The organism is Rhizobium sp. SVR5-9E, from assembly GCF_056755095.1.
The window spans coordinates 1-17,687 of sequence record NZ_JBNDHS010000055.1 but is presented as its reverse complement, the minus strand read 5'-3'; the positions used below and the strand labels follow the sequence as shown (position 1 = coordinate 17,687).

General features: G+C 60.1%; 16 protein-coding genes and 1 tRNA gene. 10 read left to right on the top strand and 7 right to left on the bottom strand.

Annotated elements, in window-relative coordinates; all coding sequences use genetic code 11:
* Positions 1-67: 67 nt before the first annotated feature.
* On the bottom strand, positions 68-1,036 hold the full coding sequence (locus tag ACPYOJ_RS22220; protein ID WP_481418173.1) for a LysR family transcriptional regulator: 969 nt from the start codon (positions 1,034-1,036) through the stop codon (positions 68-70).
* Between the two features lie 137 nt (positions 1,037-1,173).
* Between ACPYOJ_RS22220 and ACPYOJ_RS22215 the strand changes: the two genes are divergently transcribed.
* Positions 1,174-1,788 carry an FMN-dependent NADH-azoreductase gene (locus tag ACPYOJ_RS22215; RefSeq protein ID WP_481418172.1) on the top strand — a complete coding sequence of 205 codons (615 nt, stop codon included), beginning with the start codon at positions 1,174-1,176 and terminating at the stop codon, positions 1,786-1,788.
* 53 nt (positions 1,789-1,841) lie between these two features.
* Here ACPYOJ_RS22215 and ACPYOJ_RS22210 read toward each other — a convergent pair whose 3' ends face one another.
* Positions 1,842-2,426, bottom strand: a complete 585-nt coding sequence (locus ACPYOJ_RS22210) for a TetR/AcrR family transcriptional regulator (protein ID WP_481418171.1) — start codon at positions 2,424-2,426, stop codon at positions 1,842-1,844.
* 109 nt (positions 2,427-2,535) lie between these two features.
* Between ACPYOJ_RS22210 and ACPYOJ_RS22205 the strand changes: the two genes are divergently transcribed.
* Entirely contained in the window at positions 2,536-3,312 is a 777-nt protein-coding gene (locus ACPYOJ_RS22205; protein ID WP_481418170.1) for an SDR family oxidoreductase, read from the top strand.
* A 3-nt stretch (positions 3,313-3,315) separates the two neighbouring features.
* Here ACPYOJ_RS22205 and ACPYOJ_RS22200 read toward each other — a convergent pair whose 3' ends face one another.
* The 3 genes from ACPYOJ_RS22200 to ilvA all read right to left on the bottom strand — a co-directional run bounded on the left by ACPYOJ_RS22200 (position 3,316) and on the right by ilvA (position 6,357).
* Positions 3,316-4,587: a GGDEF domain-containing protein gene (locus tag ACPYOJ_RS22200; protein WP_481418169.1), complete on the bottom strand. Its 1,272-nt coding sequence runs from the start codon at positions 4,585-4,587 to the stop codon at positions 3,316-3,318.
* Positions 4,588-4,745: 158 nt separating this feature from the next.
* Complete coding sequence (locus tag ACPYOJ_RS22195) at positions 4,746-5,069, bottom strand: HlyU family transcriptional regulator (protein WP_168829407.1); 324 nt, start codon at positions 5,067-5,069, stop codon at positions 4,746-4,748.
* A 37-nt stretch (positions 5,070-5,106) separates the two neighbouring features.
* Positions 5,107-6,357, bottom strand: coding sequence for a threonine ammonia-lyase (gene ilvA / locus ACPYOJ_RS22190; protein ID WP_481418203.1), 1,251 nt, complete (start codon positions 6,355-6,357; stop codon positions 5,107-5,109).
* A gap of 173 nt (positions 6,358-6,530) precedes the next feature.
* Between ilvA and ACPYOJ_RS22185 the strand changes: the two genes are divergently transcribed.
* The 3 genes from ACPYOJ_RS22185 (at position 6,531) to ACPYOJ_RS22175 (ending at position 8,528) form a co-directional block, all read left to right on the top strand.
* Entirely contained in the window at positions 6,531-6,905 is a 375-nt protein-coding gene (locus ACPYOJ_RS22185) for a VanZ family protein (RefSeq protein WP_481418168.1), read from the top strand.
* A gap of 66 nt (positions 6,906-6,971) precedes the next feature.
* A tRNA-Leu gene (locus ACPYOJ_RS22180) sits at positions 6,972-7,057 on the top strand.
* Positions 7,058-7,238: 181 nt separating this feature from the next.
* Positions 7,239-8,528, top strand: coding sequence for a mechanosensitive ion channel family protein (locus ACPYOJ_RS22175; RefSeq protein ID WP_481418167.1), 1,290 nt, complete (start codon positions 7,239-7,241; stop codon positions 8,526-8,528).
* A gap of 225 nt (positions 8,529-8,753) precedes the next feature.
* On the opposite strand, the gene ACPYOJ_RS22170 is transcribed toward ACPYOJ_RS22175, so the two are convergent.
* Complete coding sequence (locus tag ACPYOJ_RS22170) at positions 8,754-8,990, bottom strand: hypothetical protein (protein ID WP_481418166.1); 237 nt, start codon at positions 8,988-8,990, stop codon at positions 8,754-8,756.
* Between the two features lie 293 nt (positions 8,991-9,283).
* On the opposite strand from ACPYOJ_RS22170, the gene ACPYOJ_RS22165 reads away from it, so the two are divergent.
* On the top strand, positions 9,284-9,442 hold the full coding sequence (locus ACPYOJ_RS22165) for a hypothetical protein (RefSeq protein WP_312862106.1): 159 nt from the start codon (positions 9,284-9,286) through the stop codon (positions 9,440-9,442).
* A 71-nt stretch (positions 9,443-9,513) separates the two neighbouring features.
* Here the strand turns inward: ACPYOJ_RS22165 and wrbA are convergent, their stop codons facing one another.
* Positions 9,514-10,113, bottom strand: a complete 600-nt coding sequence (gene wrbA / locus ACPYOJ_RS22160; protein WP_481418165.1) for an NAD(P)H:quinone oxidoreductase type IV — start codon at positions 10,111-10,113, stop codon at positions 9,514-9,516.
* 219 nt (positions 10,114-10,332) lie between these two features.
* Here wrbA and ACPYOJ_RS22155 point away from each other — a divergent pair, with 219 nt between their 5' ends.
* The 4 genes from ACPYOJ_RS22155 to ACPYOJ_RS22140 all read left to right on the top strand — a co-directional run bounded on the left by ACPYOJ_RS22155 (position 10,333) and on the right by ACPYOJ_RS22140 (position 17,312).
* Positions 10,333-11,109 carry a competence/damage-inducible protein A gene (locus ACPYOJ_RS22155; protein ID WP_481418164.1) on the top strand — a complete coding sequence of 259 codons (777 nt, stop codon included), beginning with the start codon at positions 10,333-10,335 and terminating at the stop codon, positions 11,107-11,109.
* A gap of 97 nt (positions 11,110-11,206) precedes the next feature.
* The gene (locus tag ACPYOJ_RS22150) at positions 11,207-12,049 is read left to right on the top strand and encodes a universal stress protein (protein ID WP_481418163.1); all 843 of its coding nucleotides are present in this window, start codon (positions 11,207-11,209) and stop codon (positions 12,047-12,049) included.
* Between the two features lie 163 nt (positions 12,050-12,212).
* Positions 12,213-12,707, top strand: a complete 495-nt coding sequence (gene gpt, locus ACPYOJ_RS22145) for a xanthine phosphoribosyltransferase (protein WP_168829399.1) — start codon at positions 12,213-12,215, stop codon at positions 12,705-12,707.
* Positions 12,708-13,490: 783 nt separating this feature from the next.
* Complete coding sequence (locus ACPYOJ_RS22140) at positions 13,491-17,312, top strand: vitamin B12-dependent ribonucleotide reductase (RefSeq protein ID WP_481418162.1); 3,822 nt, start codon at positions 13,491-13,493, stop codon at positions 17,310-17,312.
* The last annotated feature ends 375 nt before the right edge of the window (positions 17,313-17,687 follow it).

Genomic DNA, 17,687 nt, shown 5'->3' with positions numbered 1-17,687 from the left:
ACCGCTGCGCACTTTTCCTGGAATTGCTCTAGAGCTGGTGTGAACCGGCGAGGCTGCAGAGCCTCGCCTACTCCGCCGCTAGCGGGATTTCGGGTGGCCGGATTTCGTTCAGAAATGCCTTGAAATCCGCATGATTGGGGCACCGCAAGAGCCGCGCTTCGAAAGCACCGATCATCCATGCGGTTGCCGGTCCGGGCGGATTGGCAAGGCGCCGCATGGCATAAATTGGATACTCGCCCTGTTCGTAGGCCTGAAGGTCAAGGTGAACGAGCCTACCGTTCGCGAGATCATCATGGATTATCGACGCAGGCAGACCGCCCCATCCCAAGCCCCCCCGGATCAACGCGTGCTTGGTCGAAATGTCGCTGACGCGCCACGTCTTGTAGGAAAGCACGTTGAAGTCTCGGCCCGTTGTCAGCCCGGACGCGTCGGTGACGACGAGTTGCACCTCCTCGCGTACATCTCCGAGCGTGAGCGGCCGGTCGATCCGGACCAAGGGATGGTCGCGTGAAGCGACGGGCAGCATGAAGGAATGACCGATCTTTTCCATATGGATCGAATCAGCCTGTTTCCGAACAGCTCCGCCGATGCCGATCGTCGCCTTGCCGCTCAGAACGGAGTCCATGACCATACCGAGTTCGCCAACCGCAAGATTTAGCGCAACGGAGGGAAACTTCTCTTGGAACTCCCGCAGCACATCCACGATCGCCGGCGACGGGACCATGACGCTCATCGCGACGGAAACCTCCGCTTCCAGTCCGTCCTTCAGGCTTTTCACGCGGGCACGCATCACCTGCAGGTCAGTCATCAGACGGCGTGCGTCCTCGAGCATCGCCTTGCCGGCGGCCGTCAGTTTCGGCTGGCGCGCACCCGACCGCTCGAAGAGCGGCATCTCGAGCTGCGCCTCAAGATTGGCGATCGTATAGCTGATGACCGACTGCGCCCGGTTCAAGACGCGGGACGCTGCGGAGAAGCTGCCGGTTTCGGCAACGGTCAAAAACACCTGTAGTTGGTCCAGGGTTGGGTTCGGGAGCATATATCCAATCCATCGATGATTTTGATCGACATTATCCCAGTTTTTTCGATAGCGGGCCAGACTTATTTTCCTTCTCGAAGCAGCCGCCGACCTCCCTGAAAAGGCGGCCAAGCGTAATTCGAAAAGGAAATTTGACCATGTCTTCCATCCTTCTTCTGACTTCCAGCCCGCGCGCTGAGTCCCTTTCCACGACGATTGCCGCCGATCTCGCCGAGAAGATCAAGAAGCAGCAGTCCGGCAGCGTCGTCGTAAGCCGCGACCTCGCCGCCAATCCGCTGCCGCATATCGACGATCTCTTCACCGCCGCCATCCGCAAGCCAGCCGATCAGCGCACCGCACAAGAAGCCGAAGCCGTCAAAACCTCCGATGCGCTGGTCGACGAACTGCTCGCCGCTGACACGGTCGTCATCGGCACGGGCCTCATCAACTTCAACATCTATTCGTCGCTGAAGACCTGGATCGACAATGTGGCCCGCGCCGGCCGCACCTTCAAGTACACAGAAAGCGGTCCGGTTGGCCTCGCAACCGGCAAGAAGGTCTATGTCGTTCTCGCTTCCGGCGGCGTCTATTCGCAGGGTCCGGCAGCCGGCATGAACCATGCCGTGCCTTACCTGAAGTCGGTGCTCGGCTTCCTCGGCATCACCGATATCGAGACGATCTATGTCGAAGGCCTCGCCTTTGGTCCTGAAGCTGCGGAAAAGGCAATCGGTGCCGCCAAGGCCCGTGCCGACGAGCTTGCTCTCGCGGCTTAACGGCAAGAAGCTTCAACTCGCTTCAAAAACGGCCGGCCCCTTGCCGGCCGTTTTCATTTGCCTGCGAACTCGCTGACGAAGGCTTCGACGGTTTCGAGGATTTCGGAAGCGAAGGCCTCGTCCTTGGCGATTCGGGCAAGCCCGACCGCGCCTGCCATGACCGAAGTGACAATGATCGCCTTGCGGCGCGCTTCGGCGTCCGGTCCGGCCTCCCCGGCGATCCTTTCGGTCATCTTGCCCAGATTGATCTTCATCTGCTCCGTCGCGAGCGTGCGGCACTCTTCACCGGAGCGGGCAAGATCGGCAGTCAACGCAGCAAAGGGGCAGCCTTCCCCTACACCGTTGAGGTGGCCCTTGCTCATATAGGTCGCCGCATACGCGCTAAGCGGAATGTCTTTCGGCTCCTTGCCCTGCGCCCTGACATTTGTCTCCCATGAACCGAAGGCCAGTTGCATCGCTTCGGCGACAAGCTGATCGCGGGACTCGAAGTGTTTGTAGAAGCCGCCGACCGTCAGCCCGGCTTCCTTCATGATGTCGGCCACTCCGATGCCCTCCAGACCCTTCTCGCGCAAGCGGCGGGACGCGATCTCGACGATCCGCTCGTGCGTCTTCTGCTTTTCGAGTTGTGAATGGCCCATAGGATACTCCTGGCAATGCCTCTTGACTTATCTGGATTATAAGCATAATCCTCCAGCATGGATTTCAACCATAATCCAGATTGCGTTCACTTCCAAGAGGAGCCATCCCATGCGTCTCAAGAACAAAGTTGCCCTGATCACCGGCGGCAATAGCGGCATCGGCCTTGCAACGGCCAAGGTGTTTCTGGCCGAAGGTGCGAAAGTCATTATCACCGGGCGCAATCCGGAAACGCTCGCCGCCGCGCAGAAAACGCTGGGTGAAGGCGTGCTGGCGCTGAAGGTCGATGTCACCGACGTCGCGGCCACCGAAAGGGCCTTCGCCGAAGCGGCAGCAGAGTTCGGCAAGTTCGACATCCTTTTCGCCAATGCCGGCATCGGCGGCGCAACGCCGCTCGGTCAGACATCACTTGAGCAGTTCGAGCGCATTATCAGCACCAATCTGACGGCCGTGTTCTTCACGGTTCAATCGGCGCTGCCGCATTTGAACGACGGCGCCTCGGTGATCCTCAACGGCTCAGTGCATGCGGTTCTCGGCATGCCGGGCTGGTCGGCCTATGCTGCTACCAAGGGTGCGGTCCGTTCCATGACGCGCAACATGGCATCCGAATTCGCACCTCGCGGCATTCGCGTCAACCAGGTGACCCCGGGCGGCACGAAGACGCCGATCTGGGCTCCCTATTCGCAGACGCCGGATGCAGCCGCAGCACTTGAAGAACGCATCGGTGGCATGAGCGCGCTCGGCCGCATGAGCGAAGCCGAGGAGATTGCCAAGGCCGCGCTCTACTTTGCTTCGGATGATTCATCGAACGTTACCGGGATCGAGATCACGGTTGACGGCGGGGCGACGAGCGCACCATCCGGCGCAAAGATATTCCGCGCAGCGTAAACCTCAGCCGACCTTGACGAGACCCGAGCGGCCGACAACGCAGTTGCGGCCGCTTTTCTTCGCCTGATAGAGCCGTTCATCCGCCGCGGAGAGAACGGTTGTAAAGCTCACGCCATCCTCGTCCGCCGTTGCAACGCCGATGCTGACAGTGACGGACTGCGCGTCCGGCGTCCTGACGCTCGTCGCGATCGCCCATCTGAGGCGTTCGGCGACCAGCAGCCCCTCTTGGTGGCTCGTACCCGGGCAAATAGCGACGAATTCTTCACCGCCGAAGCGGAACACCCTGTCTGCAGAACGCAGGATCGTTCCAAGCCGGGACGTGATTGCCTTCAGCACCTCGTCGCCCTGCAGGTGGCCGAAGTTATCGTTGACGTCCTTGAAATGGTCGGCGTCGATGATGATGACGGTTACGAAGTGCCCCTGACGCAACGCTTCACGCACCATCACCGGCGCTTCCAACTCCATGCGTGAGCGGTCGTAAACGCCCGTCAAAATGTCCCTGCCCGTCCGTTCGAGAAGATCATTGTACCGCTCGCGGAAGGTCAGATCGCCGAACAGGTCGCTGAGGGAGCGCGGCGCACCTGAAATAGCCTTTCGGCGAATATAAACCTCGTAGACAGCAAAGAGTGCGGTGTAGACGAAGATCGCGAACATCTTCGCGATCCAGCCGCCCCAGAACGCTGCGAGCGGCACGTCGAGGAAAAGGTGCAAGGCGCCGAAGAAGCCGATCTGGTCAAACGTCAGCAAGACAAGGCCGCAGATCATGAAACGAAAAATCACATTCCGTCTGATCCAGCGGCCGAGGCGCTCATAAAGCAGGATGATGCCGAGCGCATCGAGATAGAGCAGCGTCGTGCCCCAGACCATCAGCCAGCCCATTTCGTTCAGGAAAGCGAAATCGGCGCCGTTGCCGGGCGAAACTTCGACGGTCTGATGCAGCTGCAGAATCCAAGCGATCGCGACTGTCAGGAGATTGCCGATGAACAGGCCGTAGATCGGCTGCCGGACCGTCGAGGCGTCCTCCTGAAGATAAAGCATCAGGATCATCATCAACTTGCCAGCGAAGAACACCGACGATCCCGGCGATGCGACGCCGAAGGGTAGTGACACATAGAAAACGGCGGCGAGGTACGTCTCGAGAAAATGCATGACGCCGAGCGCCGTCATGAAGACGCCAAGGCCAAGCCGATGGCGGAAATGCAGCAAGGTCACCATCAGCGTGAAATAGCCGAGGGCTTGCAGCACAATGAGACCGAGGTTGAGAATTGCCATCACGCCTTCCGCTCTCTAACCAGATCTGCATAGCGCGATAGGGTTAAGAAACGGTCAGGTCCGGCAGTCGTCGTGAAACTAGGGGTGCATCAGGACGACGCGCATCCCGTGCTGCAGCCACTCGCCGATGGCATTCCGAGGAAGAGCATTTCAGCGTCAGGCTAAACCTGACGCTCCTTTTCGCCGTCGCCGAAAAGCGACGGGCCGTGCTGATCGATGATCTGCTGTGCCTTGCGCACGGTGCACTCGATCGCATCGTCTGAAGAGGAAAACACGTCGGCGCGGATGAAATTGCGCACCAGAACCTCGTCGCCGACCGTCTTTTCGATGCGGCCCGCCAAGCGGAACTGGCTGCCTTCCTTCCGCGGCTCGGCATAGATGGCGCAATCGCCATAAAGCTGCGGTTCGCCCTTAGGCGCTGCGCTGTCTTCGGCGGATTTGCCGCCGGAAAAGATCGAGACAATACTGGAAAAGATCGAAGCCATATATCGCATTTAGCACGGGCCGCAGCCGCCCGCAAAGTCAAATGATGAGGTTGGCGAGGATCTCGTTCTCGGTGATGTCCTCGAAGCCCAAGCCCGCCTTTTCAAAATTCGCAATCAGCGTCGCGAAGTTCTCCGGTGCCGTGGTTTCGATGCCGATCAGGACCGAACCGAAGTTGCGCGCCGTCTTCTTGAGATATTCGAAGCGGGCGATATCGTCGTCCGGACCCAGCAGATTGAGGAAATCGCGAAGTGCGCCCGGACGCTGAGGCATCCGCAGGATGAAATATTTCTTCAGACCGGCGTAGCGCATGGCGCGCTCCTTGACATCAGGCAGCCGTTCGAAGTCGAAATTGCCGCCGGAGACGATGGCAACGATGGTCTTGCCGCGGAGGGTCTGCGGATCCATCGCGGCAAGGGCAGTCAGCGACAGCGCCCCTGCAGGCTCCAGTACGACGCCTTCGACATTCAGCATTTCCGAGATCGTCACGCAGATCGCATTTTCCGGCATCAGCATGACCTGCTGCGAGGAAAAACCCTTCAGGGCCGCGAAATTGAGGTCTCCGATTCGGCCGACGGCTGCGCCATCGACGAAATTGTCGACTTTCTGGAGGGTGACCACCTCGCCCGCCTCCATGCTCCGCCTGAGACTTGGCGCGCCCGCCGGCTCGGTAAACACGAATGCGGATTTCGGCAGCGAGCCAGCAAGATAGCCGGTGATCCCCGCGGCAAGTCCGCCGCCGCCGACCGGCATGATCAGCATGTCGGGCACCCTGCCCTCCGGCAGCTGCTGCATGATCTCGGCGGCGACCGTCGCCTGTCCTTCGATGATGTCCTCATGGTCGAACGGCGGGACCATGACGCCTCCGGCAGCTTCCGCATGGTCGCGCGCGGCCTGGTAGCACTGATCGAAGAAGTCGCCATAGAGCTTGATGGTGATGAACTCCGCGCCGAAGATGCGGGTCTTGTCGATCTTCTGCTGCGGTGTGGTCACCGGCATGAAGACAACGCCCTGCACCCCGAAGTGACGGCAGACATAGGCAAAGCCCTGCGCATGATTGCCCGCCGAAGCGCAGACGAAGACGCGCTCGCCGCCGCCTTCTGCGATCGCCTTGCGGAAGAAGTTGAAGGCGCCGCGAATCTTGTAGGAACGGACAGGCGACAGGTCTTCCCGCTTCAGCCAGATTTCAGCGCCATAGCGGGCCGAAAGATGGTCGTTGAGCTGCAGCGGTGTCGCGGGAAAGAGGCTGCGCACCGCTTCTTCAGCGCGCTCTACATCCTGTCGTGTAATGGTCATCGGTGCATTCCTTATCCGGACACCGCTATGGCATAGGTCGGCTGGCAAAAGAAGCCGATTCAGCGCCCTTTCGGTTCCTGGCCCCACGGAGGGCTTTTTTAAGCGTTACGGCGGTTTATCGCCGTTGCCCGGTGCGCTTGCCTGGCAATGTTGCTAAACGTGACAGTATGATGATTTCACGTCTCCTTCGACCGCTCGCCTGGCTGCTGCTTGCGGCCATCATTTTCGTTACCGTTTCGCCGATCGAGCTCAGGCCGCATACGATCACGACCGTCGATGGCGACCGCGCGCTTGCCTATGTCGTCGCGGGCTTCGTCTTCGCAATCGCCTATCCGCGGCAGTGGAAGCTCGTCGCACTCTTCTTGATCTTCGGTGCGCTTGCGATCGAATCGTTGCAATACCTGTCGCCGACACGTCATGCGCGTCTGCACGATGTGGTTGTCAAAGCCGCCGGAGCCACGCTCGGGATTCTCGCCGGCCGCGCCGTCTACCGGCGTCTGCAGACTAGGCAGAGGATCAAAACGGTACCTGCTCAGGGATAGACCTTCCTGAGAGTTGCAAAACATCTGCTTGACTGAATCGCCCAAGTGCTTGAAGGGAAAAGGCATGCGGGCGTGGCGAAACTGGTAGACGCAAGGGACTTAAAATCCCTCGGCCTTTGGCTGTACGGGTTCGATTCCCGTCGCCCGCACCAAATAAACAGAGCGTAGCGCCGCGTGCTACGCCAGGCAGAAACTAAAAGCATCTGCATCCGCCGGACCTCGCGCCAATCGATTCGAGGGGAAATCTCGTTCCGCCAAGGCGATTCGATCTCGCGATTTTGAACAAAATCCCGCCCCTGCCGGTTATCCCGGAGAACGACGACGAGAAAGACGATGGATTTCGTAGAGGCGGTCAACGCTGCCCGATCCTGGCTGCAGACTTTCCTTCTGAACGAGTGGACGCTCTATCAGTCCGCCCTGATCCTCGTCGGTTACCTGCTTTCCGGTTTCTTGGCCAAACGGATAGAGCCGGCAGTGGAATCCCGCGCCCGTACGATCAAGGGCAATCCGGACCTGCTGCGCGTCATCATCGCGTTCATGCGGCGGCTTCGCTGGCTCTTTCTCATTGTGTGGCTTGCAATTGCGGATGTGGTCCTGCTGCGATTTGCATGGCCCTCGCACCGGTGGCTCGTGTCGACAGCACTTACGCTGGCGGTGGCGTGGTTCGTCATATCGGTGCTCACGCGCATCATCAGAAATCAAACTCTGGCGCGGGTGGTTGCCGCCGTCGGCTGGCTCTACTTTGCACTTTACGCGCTTGGGCTCGACGGCGCGCTTCTGGCAGCCCTCGATGGCGTCGCCGTCAATCTCGGTGCGGTTCGGTTGTCGATGTTGCTTGTCGTGAAGGCCATCGTCCTTTCTGTCGCGATGATCTGGCTCGCGGTGCTGATCGGCAACATGTCCTCCAACTGGATACAAAAATCCGCGGATCTCACACCATCCTTGAAGGTCCTCATCAGCAAATTGATCAAGATAGGGCTGATCGTCGTTGCGGGCGCAATTGCCCTATCTGCAACAGGCATCGACTTGACGGCACTCACGATCTTTTCGGGTGCAGTCGGCGTCGGCATCGGTTTTGGCCTGCAGAAGGTCGTCTCCAACTTCATCTCCGGAATCATCATCCTGCTCGATAAATCCATCAAACCAGGCGACACGATTACGCTGGGGGAGACTTTCGGCTCGATCCGTGACCTGCGCTCCCGCTTCGTCTCGGTCATCACCAGAGATGGCAAGGAGTATCTCATTCCGAACGAAGACTTCATTTCTCAGCAGGTCGTGAACTGGTCGTTCTCCAGTGAGTATGTCCGCATCGAAGTGAGCTTCGGAACTTCATATGACAGCGATCCGCACGAGGTTGTCCGCATCGCGATCGAGGCCGCGCAAACCATTCCCCGCGTTGCCAGCACCTACGCCAAGCCAGTCTGCTGGATGATAGGGTTTGGTGCATCATCGCTCGATTTCAAGCTGAGATTCTGGATCTCCGATCCGAGCAACGGACTGACGAACGTTCGCGGCGAAGTCCTCATGGCTTTGTGGGACGCGTTCAAGGCAGCGGGTATTTCCATCCCCTACCCGCATCGTGAAATCATCATGAAGACGCCTGTTGAGGTTACCGGCGCATAAGGGAGCGAAGGTCGGCATGGCGCAGGGAGCAGTAGCTAAGGCACGACGAGGGCTCGCCGAAGGGTTGGAAAGCGAGCCCTGTCGCACCTCGTGCCGCGGGGACCTTCAAAACCCTGCGGCAGGTGGACCCACGATCTCTGTGTGTCCCAGTAGCAGAATGCCAGATAACGCAACCACCGCAAACCCGCCCAAAGGTACTAGTACGGTATCGGACCGGTGCGCGTGCTACATGTAAGCCGCCAAGATCAACAGCGCCGCTCCGGCCGCTGCCAAACCCAGACCCAGCCAGTTTCTCGTCACTCCCAGAAAGCGAAGCCCCTGTCCGCTCGGCTCCAATGTCCGCTTGGTGTCGGTAAAGGAAGTTCGGTGCGGATCGCTGAGCGGGCGCCGGCCGAGTGCCTCCCGGAACAGGAGGAATGTTCCGCAGATCACGAGGGCTGCGCCGATCAGAACTACGGCCACGGTGTCCTCCTCTTGGCTTCCGCGCTTGATGAGGGAAAACTTCTCTACGCCACAAGTGTTCCTGGATGTCCGTGAATCGGCAGGCATGATGTTGCGAGGTGAGCGTCCAAGGTACGAAAACGGACGTAGCGCGATTACATCATTGACCGCTTATATAACCCGAATACTATGCCCCCTGCCTGTACAGGTTAGAGGGGTTTCGGATGTTCACTTCCTGCAGACCAATACGCGAAGCCGATTTCAAGATGCTGTCTGGGGCAGTTCAGGCGTGGTACCGACACTATGGGGCGTCGGTGAACGATACGAGAACCCAAGTGCTATGCAGCGCCGCCATTGATCTCTACAACGACGGACACAGGACAATCGAGGAGATCGCTTCACGGTTGATCGATACCTACAACGGGCCGGATACAACCAGGATCAATGCCGCGACGTCCATGGCGATCCACTAGCCGGCCATGCCTGCTTTGAACAAGAAACGGCGCGGCAATAAACCGCGCCGTTTCTCTGTCGTGCGTAGGTTTTAGCCGGCGAGCTTTGCGGCGAGCTTTGCAACGTGCGCGCCCTGATACTTTGCGCCCTCGAGTTCGATTGCCGAAGGCTGACGCGAGCCGTCTCCGTTCGTGATCGTCGAGGCGCCGTAGGGCGAGCCGCCCTTGATCTCATCCACGCCCATCTGGCCCTGGAAGGCATAGGGAAGACCGGCGACGACCATGCCCTGGTGCAGGAACGTCGGGATGAAGCCGAGGATGGTCGACTCCTGGCCGCCATGCTGCGTGGCGGACGAGGTGAATACCGAGCCTACCTTGCCGACGAGCTTGCCGGCGAACCAGAGGCCACCCGTCTGGTCCCAGAAGTTGCGCATCTGCGATGCAACGGTGCCGAAACGCGTGCCGGCGCCCACGATGATCGCATCGTAGTCGCTAAGCTCTTCCGGGGTAGCGATCGGAGCAGCTTGATCAAGCTTGAAGTGGGAAGCCTTGGCGACTTCTTCCGGCACCAGTTCCGGAACGCGCTTGACAGTAACCTCGGCACCGGCCGATCTGGCACCTTCCGCAACGGCATATGCCATTGTTTCGATGTGGCCATACGCGGAATAATAGAGAACGAGAACCTTCGCCATAATGAACTCCCTTGAGACATGGGCTTGAACTGGTGACGGGCGGGGTTTTAGCAGTGCGCTCCTGCCAGCATAACCCGTTCGGGAGTAACTCAGTGTTCACTCGATGTAGACGAAAATTCACTTGTCGTTTCCATTGCGCCTTGCGCGACGGAGTGCCGCCGTTTGCAACCCCGAAAAAGGGCGCTACCTTTAGCGAAGCCCCACTATTGGAAATCTTTCATGAGCAATGAAACCCTCGTCACCGCCGCCATGCTCGCCATCGGCGACGAACTCTTGTCCGGCCGGACCAAGGACAAGAATATTGGCCATCTGGCGGATATGCTTCTGCTGTCCGGCATCGATCTCAAAGAGGTGCGTATCGTCGCCGACGACGAACAGGCGATCGCCGATGCCTTGAATGCTCTGCGAAGCAAATATGATTACGTCTTCACGTCGGGCGGCATCGGCCCGACGCATGACGACATCACCGCGGATGCGGTCTCCAAGGCTTTCGGAGTGCCCTGCGAGCATGATGCGGCGGCAATGACACTGCTCGGTGACATGTACAAGCGCCGCGAGATAGAATTCACCGAAGCCCGCCAGCGCATGGCGCGCATGCCGCGCGGTGCCGCACACATCGCCAATCCCGTCTCGACTGCGCCGGGCTTCGTCATCGGCAACGTCTACGTGATGGCCGGCGTGCCGCAAGTGTTCCAGGCAATGGTCGACAATGTTCTGCCGACGCTTCGCACCGGAACGCGCATGCTCTCGCTCGCCATCGCCTCTCCCTATGCGGAGGGCGAGATCGGCATGCCGCTCGCCGCCATTCAAAAGGCCCATCCGGAAACCAGCATCGGCTCTTATCCGCGCTACATCGGCCAGAAATTTTCAACGGAAATCGTCGTGCGCGGCCGGTCGCAGGCAACCGTGGACGCCGCAGGCGCCGAAGTTCACGCCATGATCGAGGACATTCGCAAAGCCAGGGAGATTTCGGAAAACCATTCCGCAGAAGCTTGAGCCGTTCACGCAGGGATTACCCTCGCCCGGAACCGTTCCGGCAGCGAACGCATTCCTTGCCTGCGGAGCTTATTTTCAGCCGCCAAGGAGAATTGATATGTCTTACAAAACCATACTCACCATTCTCGATACGGCCGACTGCAGCCGCGCTGCCGCCGATTTTGCGTTTTCCATTGCCGCCGAACACGACGCTCACGTCATCGGGCTCCATGCCGAAAGCATTTCAGCAGTCCCGCTGGTTGCGCCGATGGAAATTCCCGATCCGGTCGCCCTTCAGGCCCTGCAGGATATGGCCCACACCGAGACCGTCGAGGTGGAGCGCATCTTTCGCCAGAAAGCCGGGGCTTCGGGCGTGTCGTTCGAATGGCGCAGCTTTGCCACCGCGGCGGGATACGGTTCGGCCCCGCTGATCGAGAGCGCCCGCAGCGCGGACCTCTTGATTGCCTCGCAGGCTGATCCTTCGAAGCCGTCGGACAACCAAGCCGACATCGACAGTTTCCTCTTCGAAAGCGGCCGCCCGGTTCTGATCATCCCCTACATCATGCGCCAGCCAAAGCCGATCAAACGGGTGATGATCGCCTGGAACGGCTCGAAAGAGGCCGCACGCGCGACATTCGATGCCATGCCGTTCCTGAAGGCGGCCGATGAGGTCGAAGTGTTCTCCGTCGACCCTGTGGACACGGCGATGCAGACCGCGGGCCTGGCGGGAGCCGAGATCGCCGCAACCCTTGCCCGCCACGGCGTGAAGGCCACGCTTGCGGTCGCCGAAAGCGCTCACAAGAGCGCTTCGAGCGTGATTGAAAACCGCCTCTCTGACAGCAGCATCGACCTTCTCGTCATGGGCGCCTACACGCATTCGCGCCTCTGGCAGATGATCTTCGGCGGCACGACGAAAGCTGTGCTGCAGTCGATGACCGCACTCACGCTGCTCTCCCGCTGACGAAGCGGCGGGACTTGCGTTTTGGATGCAAATCCCGCTAATTGCAGCGACCGGCGACTGCCTCCGGCATTTCCTTTCGCGCAGTTCAGGCTGCGCGATTTGTGTTTGACGGACTGCGTTTGATCGCCGGCGGTTTGCCTCTTTACGCCTGCGGAGCAGTTCGATGTCCCTCCCCGATAAAGCCTTTCCCGTTTCCTGGGATCAGTTCCATCGCGATGCCCGCGCGCTTGCCTGGCGCATCGCCGGCCTTAACAAAGAATTCAAGGGCATCGTCTGCATCACCCGTGGCGGACTGGTGCCGGCGGCGATCATCTGCCGGGAACTCAACATCCGCCTGATCGAAACGGTCTGCGTCGCCTCCTATCACGACTATGTGAACCAAGGGGACATGATGGTGCTGAAGGGCATTGCGCCGGAACTCAAGGAGAATGGCGGCGAAGGAATCCTCGTCGTCGACGATCTGACCGATACCGGCAAGACGGCGGTGCAGGTCCGCGCCATGCTCCCCAAGGCGCATTTCGCCTGCGTCTATGCCAAGCCCCTCGGCGTGCCGACGATTGACACCTTCGTGACGGAAGTCAGCCAGGATACCTGGATCTACTTCCCCTGGGACATGGGCTTCAGCTACCAGGAGCCGATTGCCAAAGCACCGCGCTGACGCTGCCCTGCCATCCCGGCAAAGCCTCATGCTGCGCCGGTTGGCAGTTGGCAATCTTGCGGATCTACGGTGTGGCGCGATTACCAGGGCACAGGTCGATGCCTGTTCGTGGCCCGAATCACACAGAGCAACCGTCCGAGGCAAGAAAGACGGCATTCCGGGACGGATTAAAGTCCTCACGCTGCTCTCGACGCCTTCTGGGGGCTCTCCGAATCGCAATGCCGATTGAGGCGAGAAATACAACTGATAGGTTTGGATTTCGGTCGACTTTTTCTTCTCGCCTGCGCTTTTGGGCACTTGGGACCCTCAAAACCCCTGAGGATCAGGCGCTTCAGGCTTTTCCCCAGTCTCCACAGCCCCGTCCACAATATGTTGTGGTGAATGCTTCCTTAACGACCACCCCTTGACGGAATCACCTGTTTCTCACTTAATGATTTCCGATGTTTCGGCGGTAGCTGAACCGGAATTAACGAGGCCGGTTCTTTTCAAAACTCAAGCGTGAATCAAGGCATTGCATCCATGACGGGGGCCTGCCCCTGAGGGATTTTGCGCGCGATTTTGTTCTTCAAAAAGTGACATCCGGGACTGGCGATAAGAAGCTGTTAATACTATATTTAGCGTTTGCAGCCACCATCACCACAAGATACAGGGAAGTCATTCTGCAATGACACTCCTGTCACGATACGGAAACGAGAACTGGCTGCGCATCTTCCGGCGCCGCCGGATGAGGAAACTTGCGCCTTGGTCAAGGGGATGGGGGCGCGCAAATAGAGGTTCAAGGAAATGCGCATAGAACGCCGTTTCACAAAGGCAGGTCAAAGCGCTTACGCGGAGATCGAATTCCGCAAGGCGACGAGCGAGATCAAGAACCCCGACGGTTCGATCGTTTTCCGCCTGGAGAACATTGACGTTCCCGCGCAGTTCTCCCAGGTCGCGGCCGACATCCTGGCGCAGAAGTATTTCCGCAAGGCCGGCGTTCCGGCAAAGCTGAAGAAGGTTGAGGAAAACGACGTTCCTTCCTTCCTGTGGCGCTCCGTTGCCGACGAAGCCGCGTTGAAGAGCCTTCCGAAGGAAGAGCAGTATAGCTCGGAAACCGATGCGCGCCAGGTCTTCGACCGTCTTGCCGGCACCTGGACCTATTGGGGCTGGAAGGGCGGCTATTTCTCGTCCGAAGAAGATGCCTCTGCCTTCAAGGACGAGCTTGCCTACATGCTCGCCACCCAGCGTGTTGCCCCGAACTCCCCGCAGTGGTTCAACACCGGCCTGCACTGGGCCTACGGCATCGACGGCCCCGGCCAGGGTCACTTCTATGTCGACCCCTTTACCGGCAAGCTGGTGAAGTCGAAGTCTGCCTATGAGCACCCGCAGCCGCATGCCTGCTTCATCCAGTCCGTCGAAGACGACCTCGTTAACGAGGGCGGCATCATGGACCTCTGGGTGCGCGAAGCGCGCCTCTTCAAGTACGGCTCCGGCACCGGCTCCAACTTCTCGATGCTGCGCGGCGAAGGCGAAAAGCTGTCCGGCGGCGGCCGTTCCTCCGGCCTGATGAGCTTCCTGAAGATCGGCGACCGCGCTGCCGGCGCGATCAAGTCGGGCGGCACGACGCGCCGCGCCGCCAAGATGGTCGTCGTCGACATCGACCATCCGGATATCGAGGAATACATCAACTGGAAGGTCAAGGAAGAGCAGAAGGTTGCCGCCCTCGTCACCGGTTCCAAGATCGTCGCCAAGCATCTGAAGGCGATCATGAAGGCCTGCGTGAACTGCGAAGGCGGCGATGACGGCGATTGCTTCGACCCGAACAAAAACCCTGCGCTGAAGCGCGAAATCCGCGCTGCCAAGAAGGACCAGGTTCCGGAGAACTACGTCCAGCGCGTCATCCAGTTCGCTCGCCAGGGCTACACGGACATGGAGTTCAAGACCTACGATACGGACTGGGATAGCGAAGCCTACCTCACCGTTTCCGGCCAGAACTCCAACAACTCCGTCTCGATCAAGGACGACTTCCTGCGCGCCGTCGAAAACGACGGCGACTGGCACCTGACCGCCCGCAAGGACGGCAAGGTCATGAAGACGCTGAAGGCCCGCGACCTCTGGGAATCGATCTCGTACGCCGCCTGGGCATCGGCGGACCCCGGCCTGCACTTCAACACGACGATGAACGACTGGCACACCTCGCCGGCCGGCGGCCAGATCCGCGGCTCGAACCCGTGCTCGGAATACATGTTCCTCGACGACACGGCCTGCAACCTCGCCTCGCTGAACCTGCTGCAGTTCAAGGACAGGGCGACGAAGCGCATCGACATCGCCGACTACGAACATGCCGTCCGCCTGTGGACCGTCGTGCTCGAAGTCTCGGTCATGATGGCGCAGTTCCCGTCGAAGCGGATCGCCGAACTCTCCTACGAATACCGCACGCTCGGCCTCGGCTACGCGAATATCGGCGGCCTGCTGATGTCGTCCGGCATTCCCTACGACAGCGCAGAAGGCCGCGCCATCGCGGGCTCGCTGACGGCGATCATGACCGGCATCTGCTACGCAACATCAGCCGAAATGGCTGCCGAGCTCGGACCGTTCCCGAACTTCGCACCGAACCGCGAGAGCATGCTGCGCGTCATGCGCAACCATCGCCGCGCCGCCTACGGCGAGACCTCCGGCTACGAAGCGCTGTCGGTCAACCCGGTTGCGCTGATCCACTCCGAAAACCCGGACCAGGATCTCGCCGCCCATGCCAAGTGCGCCTGGGACAAGGCCATCGAACTCGGCGAGAAGCACGGCTACCGCAATGCGCAGGTCTCGGTCATCGCACCGACCGGCACGATCGGCCTTGTCATGGACTGCGACACGACCGGCATCGAGCCCGACTTCGCACTGGTCAAGTTCAAGAAGCTTGCCGGCGGCGGCTACTTCAAGATCATCAACCGCGCCGTTCCGGAGGCTCTCCGCACGCTGGGCTATTCGGAAAGCCAGATCGCCGAGATCGAAGCTTACGCTGTCGGCCACGGCAACCTGAACCAGGCACCGGCTATCAACCCCTCGACGTTGAAGGCCAAGGGCTTCACCGACGAGAAGGTCGAGGCGGTCAACGGCGCACTGAAGAGTGCCTTCGACATCAAGTTCGTCTTCAACCAGTGGACGCTCGGCACCGACTTCCTCAAGGAAACCCTGAAGGTTTCCGACGAGCAGCTCTCCGACATGAGCTTCAACCTGCTCGATCATCTCGGCTTCTCGAAGAAAGACATCGAAGCGGCAAACGTTCACGTTTGCGGTGCGATGACGCTTGAGGGCGCGCCGTTCCTGAAGAACGAGCACCTCGCCGTCTTCGATTGCGCCAACCCCTGCGGCAAGATCGGCAAGCGCTACCTCTCGGTCGAGAGCCACATCCGCATGATGGCGGCTGCCCAGCCCTTCATCTCGGGTGCGATCTCCAAGACGATCAACATGCCGAACGATGCCACCGTCGAGGATTGCAAGAGCGCCTACATGCTCTCCTGGAAGCTCGGCCTCAAGGCGAACGCGCTTTACCGCGACGGTTCCAAGCTGTCGCAGCCGCTGAACGCCTCGCTGATCGAGGAGGAAGGCGACGAGGATGCGCTGGAAGAGCTGCTGCAGCAGCCGGTCGCGGCCCAGGCCGTCACCGTCACCGAGAAGATCATCGAGCGTGTGATCGAACGCGTCACCCGCGAGCGTGAAAAGCTGCCGAACCGCCGCCAGGGCTATACCCAGAAGGCCGCCGTCGGCGGACACAAGGTGTACCTGCGCACCGGCGAATTCGGCGATGGCCGCCTCGGCGAAATCTTCATCGACATGCACAAGGAAGGTGCGGCCTTCCGGGCGATGATGAACAACTTCGCGATCGCCATCTCGCTCGGCCTGCAGTACGGCGTGCCGCTCGAAGAATATGTGGAGGCCTTCACCTTCACCAAGTTCGAGCCGGCCGGCATGGTCATCGGCAACGACGCGATCAAGAACGCCACGTCGATCCTCGACTACGTGTTCCGCGAACTCGCCGTCTCCTACCTCGGCCGCCACGATCTGGCGCATGTCGACACGTCGGACTTCTCCAACACGGCGCTCGGCAAGGGCATCCAGGAAGGCAAGACGAACCTCGTCTCGACCGGCTGGACCCGCGGCTATAAGCCGACGCTGGTTCCCGGCACCGGCGGCGACCGTCAGGTCGGCGAGCCGAAGGGTGCGGCCACCGCCGCCCCCGCCCGCGCCTCTTCAGGTGGCACGGTCACCTCGTTCGCAGGCGCTGCCGCCCGCAAGCTGGAACCGACCGTCGCCATCTCCACCTCCGAAATCGTCGCCTTCAAGCGCGATTACGAGGAGCGCGCCAAGGAATTGGCCGAAGAGATCGCCGAAGAGGTGAGCGAGGAACTTGTCAGCGAAGACCAGGCAACCGCCCTCTTCTCCGACAAGGCCGCAGCCGACGCTGCATCGGCGAAGACGGAAGCCAAGAAGGTCGAAGCCGAACGCCGCGCCCGCTCCATCATGCAGGGCTACACCGGCAACATGTGCTCCGAGTGCCAGAACTTCACGATGGTGCGCAACGGCACCTGCGAGAAGTGCGACACCTGCGGAAGTACGAGCGGTTGCAGCTGATGAGCTAATTCACAATGGATGGATGGGATAAGATAAGTAAGGGCGCTTCGGCGCCCTTACTGTTTGCGGACGACGCTTTCTCCAGCCTCATCCTGAGGTGCGAAGCCCGAAGGGCGCAGCCTCGAAGGATCGGAGGCTGGCCACTACCGAAGCTCCATTACCCGCCCTCGTCCTTCGAGGCTGCGGCTTCGCCTGCGCGCCTCAGGATGAGGGCTGATCGTCTGCGCCTTGCTGGCAAGTCAAATGCGGATGTCGCCATGACGTCTGGCTAAGTCTACGCTTGCAGCGTCTCTGTTCTCCGCGCGCCCAATCCAGCCTCATCCTGAGGTGTGGAGCCCGAAGGGTGCGGCCTCGAAGGATCGGAGGCTGGCCGCC

Bases quoted from the DNA above. Each gene is read 5' to 3' on its own strand.
- wrbA (WP_481418165.1), bottom strand. From the start codon at position 10,113: ATGGCGAAGGTTCTCGTTCTCTATTATTCCGCGTATGGCCACATCGAA.
- gpt (WP_168829399.1), top strand. From the start codon at position 12,213: ATGTCCCTCCCCGATAAAGCCTTTCCCGTTTCCTGGGATCAGTTCCAT.
- ACPYOJ_RS22155 (WP_481418164.1), top strand. From the start codon at position 10,333: ATGAGCAATGAAACCCTCGTCACCGCCGCCATGCTCGCCATCGGCGAC.
- ACPYOJ_RS22185 (WP_481418168.1), top strand. From the start codon at position 6,531: ATGATGATTTCACGTCTCCTTCGACCGCTCGCCTGGCTGCTGCTTGCG.
- ACPYOJ_RS22150 (WP_481418163.1), top strand. From the start codon at position 11,207: ATGTCTTACAAAACCATACTCACCATTCTCGATACGGCCGACTGCAGC.
- ACPYOJ_RS22195 (WP_168829407.1), bottom strand. From the start codon at position 5,069: ATGGCTTCGATCTTTTCCAGTATTGTCTCGATCTTTTCCGGCGGCAAA.
- ACPYOJ_RS22210 (WP_481418171.1), bottom strand. From the start codon at position 2,426: ATGGGCCATTCACAACTCGAAAAGCAGAAGACGCACGAGCGGATCGTC.
- ACPYOJ_RS22215 (WP_481418172.1), top strand. From the start codon at position 1,174: ATGTCTTCCATCCTTCTTCTGACTTCCAGCCCGCGCGCTGAGTCCCTT.
- ACPYOJ_RS22205 (WP_481418170.1), top strand. From the start codon at position 2,536: ATGCGTCTCAAGAACAAAGTTGCCCTGATCACCGGCGGCAATAGCGGC.
- ACPYOJ_RS22220 (WP_481418173.1), bottom strand. From the start codon at position 1,036: ATGCTCCCGAACCCAACCCTGGACCAACTACAGGTGTTTTTGACCGTT.
- ACPYOJ_RS22140 (WP_481418162.1), top strand. From the start codon at position 13,491: ATGCGCATAGAACGCCGTTTCACAAAGGCAGGTCAAAGCGCTTACGCG.
- ACPYOJ_RS22175 (WP_481418167.1), top strand. From the start codon at position 7,239: ATGGATTTCGTAGAGGCGGTCAACGCTGCCCGATCCTGGCTGCAGACT.